This window comes from Streptomyces sp. NPDC005151 (assembly GCF_053599875.1).
The window spans coordinates 127121-133204 of record NZ_JBSFYR010000010.1 but is presented as its reverse complement, the minus strand read 5'-3'; the positions used below and the strand labels follow the sequence as shown (position 1 = coordinate 133204).

Genomic DNA, 6084 nt, shown 5'->3' with positions numbered 1-6084 from the left:
GCTACACCGTCCACGCGGAGATCACGTTCATGGAGAACGGACTCGCTTCCCGGTCCCGGCACCCCTCTTCGGGAGAGTTGCGCCGCAGGTCACAGCCCTAACGCACTGGTGTTGAAGACTTGATGGCTTCAACTCCTACCTCGAAGTACGCCGCCGCCACCATCGCCGTCGTCACATGCATGCCGTCCGGCAGCAGCGACAGCACCTTGACCCTGTCCAACGCTTCCGTCTGCTCCACGATGCTTGCTCGTAGAGACCTCGACTCCAGCAGTACTGCATCGTTGATCACGCTCATGTCCTTTCGACTCGTCCAGAATCGCCGCGAGTGAGGGAGTTTGATCCCCCCACGTCACCTCATCCGATCAACGAGTCAGGACATATGAAGACACGATCGGTGTGCGGCCGCATGTGCGGTATGCGGGACATGCGTTGCGGCAGGCACAGCGAAGGGCCCCGGTCACCGTTTCGGTGATCGGGGCCCTTCGCGTCTGTGCGGTGGGGCTCAGTTCTGTGAGCCCGATGGTCCGCCGGGGCCAGAGAGCCATGCTCGAACGGGGCTGTGGATAACTCCGCGGATAGGAACTCAGGGTGAGTTCCTTAAATTTCTGCAGCTCAGCGCCCCGGATCACCCTCAGGCCGTTCGATTCGAGCTCTTCTCGATGACGGCTGAGGAGGTTGTTGACGACGGTTTCCGCCACCTCGAAGTAGACAGCGACCATGGCAGTGGTCACGTGCATGCCATCCGGCAACAAGGACAGCGTTTTGACTCGGTCGAGTGCCTCCGTCCGCTCCGTGAAGCTCTGACGCAGCGCTTGTGATTCCACCAGTGCGACCTCGTTGATCATTCCCTTGCCCCTTCGCGTAACCGTCTGCGCGGCCGGAGTCCGATGCCCCGCCCCATCCGATCAACGAATCAGCACATATGAAGACACGATCGGTTTGCGGCTACATATGCGGTATGCGCGACACGTGTTGCGGCAGGCACAGCGAAGGGCCCCGGTCACCGTTTCGGTGACCGGGGCCCTTCGCGTTCGTTCGGTGCGGCGTCAGTTCTGTGAACCCGACGGACCGCCGAAGATATTGCCGTCCCCGTTTCCCTTGTCATCCGTCGTAAAGAGGGTGATGACGGTGGACGCGGGGTCGGCAGGGGTGTTCGGCTGCGGATCGATGTTGACGACCAGGGCCTTGTCGTCCGGAGAGCTGTCTTGCGCGAACTGGATTTGAGTGAAGCCCTTCTCGGCCAGGGCCTTCTTGGCCTGGGCGACCGTGCTGCCCCTGACTTCGGGAATCGGGACTGTGGCCGGCTGCGGCGGGCCCTTGGATACCTTCAGGACGATCTGGACGTTAGGCGGCTGCATGGTGCCCGCCAGCGGGGTCTCCTCGATCACCTTGTTCGCCTGCTCGGTCGAGTCGACTGGGTTCTGCGACACGTTAGTGAAGCCCAGGCGGTTGAGCTGGTCCAGCGCGGCGGCGTAGTCCCGGCCGAGGACCGGCGGTACCGGCCCCACCATGGCCTGCTTGGCGACCGTGATCTTGACCTCGGACTCCCGCTTGGCCTTCTCGCCGCCCTTGGGGTGCTGGTCGAGTACGGTGTCGGGATCCGCGGTGGAGGACTCGGTCGTGACGACCTTCACCGAGAAGCCCTTCTCCTCCAGGATCTTGCGGGCGTTCTCCCTGGACTCGTTCGTGACGTCCGGGACCTCGACCTTCGGCGCACCGGTGGAGACGACGACCGTGACGGTGCCGTTCTTCGCCATCGTGCCGGTCTTGGGCTTCTGGCTGCAGATCTTGCCCGTGTCCTGGGTCTCGCACGGTTCGCGCGCGCCGACCTTGACGATGACAGTGGCGTTCCTCGCGAGACCCTGCGCCTCTGCCACGGTCGAACCGACCATGTTCGGCACGTCGACCTGGCCGTCGTCGCTGTTGTTGCCGCCGAAGACGGACTTGCCGATCAGGATCGCGCCGATCAGCACCAGGATGCCCGCGACGATCAGCAGGATCGTCGAGGTGTTGTTCTTCTTCTGGCGGCGGCGGTCCGGGCGCTCGTCGTATCCGTAGCCGCCGTCGTCCGGATTGACCGGGGGCAGCATGGAGGTCTGGGCGCCGTTCGGCTCGGCGGCGCGCAGTGCGGTGGTGGGCTGGTCGTTGCCGTACCCGTCGTAGCCGCCGTAACCGGCCGCGCCCATCGCCGCGGTGGCCGCGACCGGCTGGCCGTCGAGGCAGGCCTCGATGTCGGCACGCATCTCGTCGGCCGACTGGTAGCGGTAGTCCGGGTCCTTGACCAGGGCCTTCAACACGATCGCGTCCATTTCGGGCGTGATCTCGGGGTCGAAGTTGCTGGGGGTCTGCGGCTCTTCCCGTACGTGCTGGTAGGCGACCGCGACGGGCGAGTCACCGATGAACGGCGGCCGGACGGTCAGCAGCTCGTAGAGCAGGCAGCCGGTCGAGTACAGGTCGGAGCGTGCGTCGACCTGCTCGCCCTTGGCCTGCTCCGGGGAGAGGTACTGGGCGGTGCCGATGACGGCCGAGGTCTGGGTCATCGTCATACCGGAGTCGCCCATGGCACGGGCGATACCGAAGTCCATGACCTTGACCTGGCCGGTGCGCGTCAGCATGACGTTCGCCGGCTTGATGTCGCGGTGGACGATGCCGGCGCGGTGCGAGTACTCCAGCGCCTGGAGGATCCCGACCGTCATTTCGAGGGTGCGCTCGGGCAGCAGTTTGCGGCCGGAGTGCAGAAGTTCTCTGAGCGTCGACCCGTCGACGTACTCCATCACGATGTACGGGATGGAGACACCGTCGACGTAGTCCTCGCCGGTGTCGTAGACAGCGACGATCGCCGGGTGATTGAGCGAGGCGGCGGACTGGGCCTCACGGCGGAACCGGGCCTGGAAGGACGGGTCGCGGGCGAGATCGGTCCGCAGCGTCTTCACAGCGACGGTGCGGCCGAGCCGGGTGTCGTGCGCGAGGTAGACCTCGGCCATGCCACCACGGCCGAGCACCGAGCCCAGCTCGTACCGGCCGCCGAGGCGACGCGGCTCTTCCATAACTGTTCCAGCCCTCTCCGTCAGTCCCGACCGCACCGGTGTGTGGTCCGGCGGTGTGCTGCTCGCGCATACGGTACCGGCCACGCACTACCTGATCGGCCCACAGGCGTGAGCTGATACCTGACCGGTATCCCAATGTGCAGGTATGGCACCCGATGTGATGGGCGTCACCTCTTGTTGATGACCGCCTCCATCACGGCCTTGGCGATCGGAGCGGCGAGACCACCGCCGGAGACGTCGTCCCGGTTGGCGCTGCTGTCCTCGACCACCACGGCCACGGCGACCGGCGAGCCGCTGCTGGTCTTCGCGTACGAGATGAACCAGGCGTAAGGCTTCTCGCTGTTGTTCAGACCGTGCTGGGCGGTACCGGTCTTGCCGCCGACAGTGACGCCGTCGATGAGGGCCCTGGTTCCCGTGCCGCTCTTGACGACGGTCTCCATCATCTGCTGGAGCTTCTGCGCGTTCTCACCCGAGAGAGGCCGGCCGAGCTCCTCTTTCTCGTGGGTGTAGATCGGGTCGAGGCTGGGCGCCTGCCGCTGGGCGACCATGTACGGCTGCATGAGCTTGCCGTCGTTGGCGACTGCGGCGGCGACCATGGCCATCTGGAGCGGGGTGGCGCGGTTGGAGGCCTGGCCGATGCCCGCCATGGCGTTCTGCGGCCGGTTGTCCTTCGGGTAGATGCTCGCGTCGGCGCGGACCGGGGTGAAGATCTCCTTGTTGAAGCCGAACTTGGCGGCCTCGTCCATCATCTTCTGGTTGCCCAGGTCGTCGCTGATCTTGCCGAAGACGGTGTTGCAGGACATCCGCAGCGCTTCCCGGAGCGAGGCGTTCTCGCACGGGATGTTGCCCTCGTTCTGCAGGACGGTGCTCGCCTGCGGAAGCTTGTACGGCAGCGGGGAGTTCGTCTTGCCGTCGATGTCGGTGTAGAGGCCGTTCTCCAGGGCCGCGGCGGCGGTGACGACCTTGAACGTCGAGCCGGGCGGGTAGGTCTCGCGCAATGCCCGGTTGAGCATCGGCTTGTCCTTGTCCTTCAGGAGCTTCTGCCAGGCCTTGGTGTCCGCGTCGGAGTTGCCCGCGAAGGTCGAGGGGTCGTACGAGGGGGTGCTGGCGAGGGCCAGGATGGCGCCGGTCTGCGGGTCGAGCGCGGCGACGGCACCCTTCTTGTCGCCCAGCCCCTGGAAGGCGGCCTTCTGAGCGGCGGCGTTGAGGGTGGTGACGACGTTGCCGCCCTGCTTCTTCTCGCCTGTGAACATCGACAGGGTGCGGTCGAAGAAGAGCTGGTCGTCGTTGCCGGTGAGGATGCCGTCCTCAAGGCTCTCGAGCTGTGAGGCGTCGAAGGCCTGCGACGAATAGCCGGTGACGGGCGCCCACATGGGGCCGTTCTTCCAGGCCCGCTTGTACTTGAAGTCGCTGCCCTTGGTCTCGACCGAGCTGGTCACCGGGTTGCCGTCGACGATGATGTTGCCGCGCTCATGCGCGTACCGCTCGATGCGGACGCGGCGGTTCTCGTCGCGGGTGTTCAGTTCGTCGGCGCGGACGTACTGGAGATAGTTGGTCCGCACGAGCAGGGCGAGGATGAGGACGCCGCAGAAGATCGCGATCCGGCGCAGGGGCTTGTTCACGGTCGGACCACCTGGGTCATCTCGGCGTCGGAGGACGGGGCGGGGGCCGGCGCGGGGCGACGGGCGGTGTCGCTGATCCGGATCAGGATGGCGATCAGCGCCCAGTTGGCCAGCACGGACGAACCACCGTACGCAAGGAACGGCATGGTCATACCGCTCAGCGGGATGAGACCCATGACGCCGCCTGCGACGACGAAGACCTGGATGGCGAAGGCCCCCGACAGCCCGATGGCGAGCAGCTTGCCGAAGGGGTCACGAGCGGCCAGCGCCGTGCGGACGCCCCGTTCGACGATCAGGCCGTAGATCAGGAGGACGGCCATCATTCCGGCCAGACCCAGTTCCTCGCCGACGGTGGAGAGGATGAAGTCGGCGTTGGCGGCGAACATGATCAGGTCCGAGTGGCCCTGGCCCAGCCCGGTGCCGAGCGTGCCCCCGGAGCCGAAGGACATCAGCGACTGGGCGATCTGTTCGCAGGCGCCATCCTTCGTGTAGCACGCGAACGGGTCCATCCAGGCGTTCACACGGGCCTGCACGTGCGGCTCGAACGACGCCACACCGACCGCGCCGACTGCGGACATCAGCAGACCGAAGACGATCCAGCTGGTCCGCTCGGTGGCGACGTACAGCATCACCACGAAGAGGCCGAAGAACAGCAGCGAGGTGCCGAGGTCGGTCTCGAAGACCAGGATCAGGATCGACACGGCCCAGATGGTGATGATCGGTCCGAGGTCGCGTCCGCGCGGCAGGTACAGCCCCATGAAACGGCGGCTGGCCAGTGCCAGCGCGTCACGCTTCACCATGAGGTAGCCGGAGAAGAACACCGCGATCAGGATCTTGGCGAACTCTCCCGGCTGGATCGAGAGCGGGCCGAGGCTGATCCAGATCTTCGCGCCGTTCACCGCGGGGAAGAACATCGGCAGGATCAGCAGGATCAGCGCCGCGGCCATCGAGATGTAGGTGTAGCGCTGGAGGATGCGGTGATCCTTGAGGATCATCAGCACGGCGACGAAGAAGGCGACGCCGATCGCCGAGTACAGCAACTGCTTGGGGGCATCAGGGCTGTAGGCGCCGTACAGAGTCTCCGCGCGCTGGATCAGCCTCGGCGACTGGTCCAGCCGCCAGATCAGCACCAGCCCCAGGCCGTTGAGCAGGGTGGCGAGCGGAAGCAGCAGCGGGTCCGCGTACGGTGCGAATTTGCGCACCACCAGATGGGCGACGCCGCCGAGCAGGATGAGCCCGGCTCCGTATCCGAACATGCCGGACGGGAGTGTGCCGTCCATGGCGAGCCCGACGTTGGCGTAGGCGAACACCGAGATGGCGATGGCGAAGACCATCATCATCAGTTCGGTGTTGCGGCGGCTCGGCGCGTCGATCGCGCCGATCGTGGTCGTATTGGTGACAACGCTCATGGTGCT

At 65.7% G+C, this 6084-nt stretch carries 5 protein-coding genes; all 5 read right to left on the bottom strand.

Going from position 1 to position 6084, the window contains the following annotated elements; all coding sequences use genetic code 11:
• Positions 1 to 97: 97 nt before the first annotated feature.
• Positions 98 to 295, bottom strand: coding sequence for a hypothetical protein (locus tag ACWD6R_RS08825; RefSeq protein ID WP_451818052.1), 198 nt, complete (start codon positions 293 to 295; stop codon positions 98 to 100).
• 67 nt (positions 296 to 362) lie between these two features.
• On the bottom strand, positions 363 to 845 hold the full coding sequence (locus ACWD6R_RS08820) for a hypothetical protein (RefSeq protein WP_451818051.1): 483 nt from the start codon (positions 843 to 845) through the stop codon (positions 363 to 365).
• Positions 846 to 1046: 201 nt separating this feature from the next.
• On the bottom strand, positions 1047 to 3047 hold the full coding sequence (gene pknB, locus ACWD6R_RS08815; protein WP_451818050.1) for a Stk1 family PASTA domain-containing Ser/Thr kinase: 2001 nt from the start codon (positions 3045 to 3047) through the stop codon (positions 1047 to 1049).
• Between the two features lie 167 nt (positions 3048 to 3214).
• Positions 3215 to 4669 (bottom strand): penicillin-binding transpeptidase domain-containing protein, encoded by a 1455-nt coding sequence (locus ACWD6R_RS08810; RefSeq protein WP_451818049.1) that lies wholly within the window; start codon positions 4667 to 4669, stop codon positions 3215 to 3217.
• Entirely contained in the window at positions 4666 to 6078 is a 1413-nt protein-coding gene (locus ACWD6R_RS08805; RefSeq protein ID WP_451818048.1) for an FtsW/RodA/SpoVE family cell cycle protein, read from the bottom strand. Before ACWD6R_RS08805 ends, ACWD6R_RS08810 begins: the two co-directional genes overlap by 4 nt.
• Positions 6079 to 6084: the final 6 nt, after the last annotated feature.

Bases quoted from the DNA above. Each gene is read 5' to 3' on its own strand.
- ACWD6R_RS08820 (WP_451818051.1), bottom strand. From the start codon at position 845: ATGATCAACGAGGTCGCACTGGTGGAATCACAAGCGCTGCGTCAGAGC.
- ACWD6R_RS08805 (WP_451818048.1), bottom strand. From the start codon at position 6,078: ATGAGCGTTGTCACCAATACGACCACGATCGGCGCGATCGACGCGCCG.
- pknB (WP_451818050.1), bottom strand. From the start codon at position 3,047: ATGGAAGAGCCGCGTCGCCTCGGCGGCCGGTACGAGCTGGGCTCGGTG.
- ACWD6R_RS08825 (WP_451818052.1), bottom strand. From the start codon at position 295: ATGAGCGTGATCAACGATGCAGTACTGCTGGAGTCGAGGTCTCTACGA.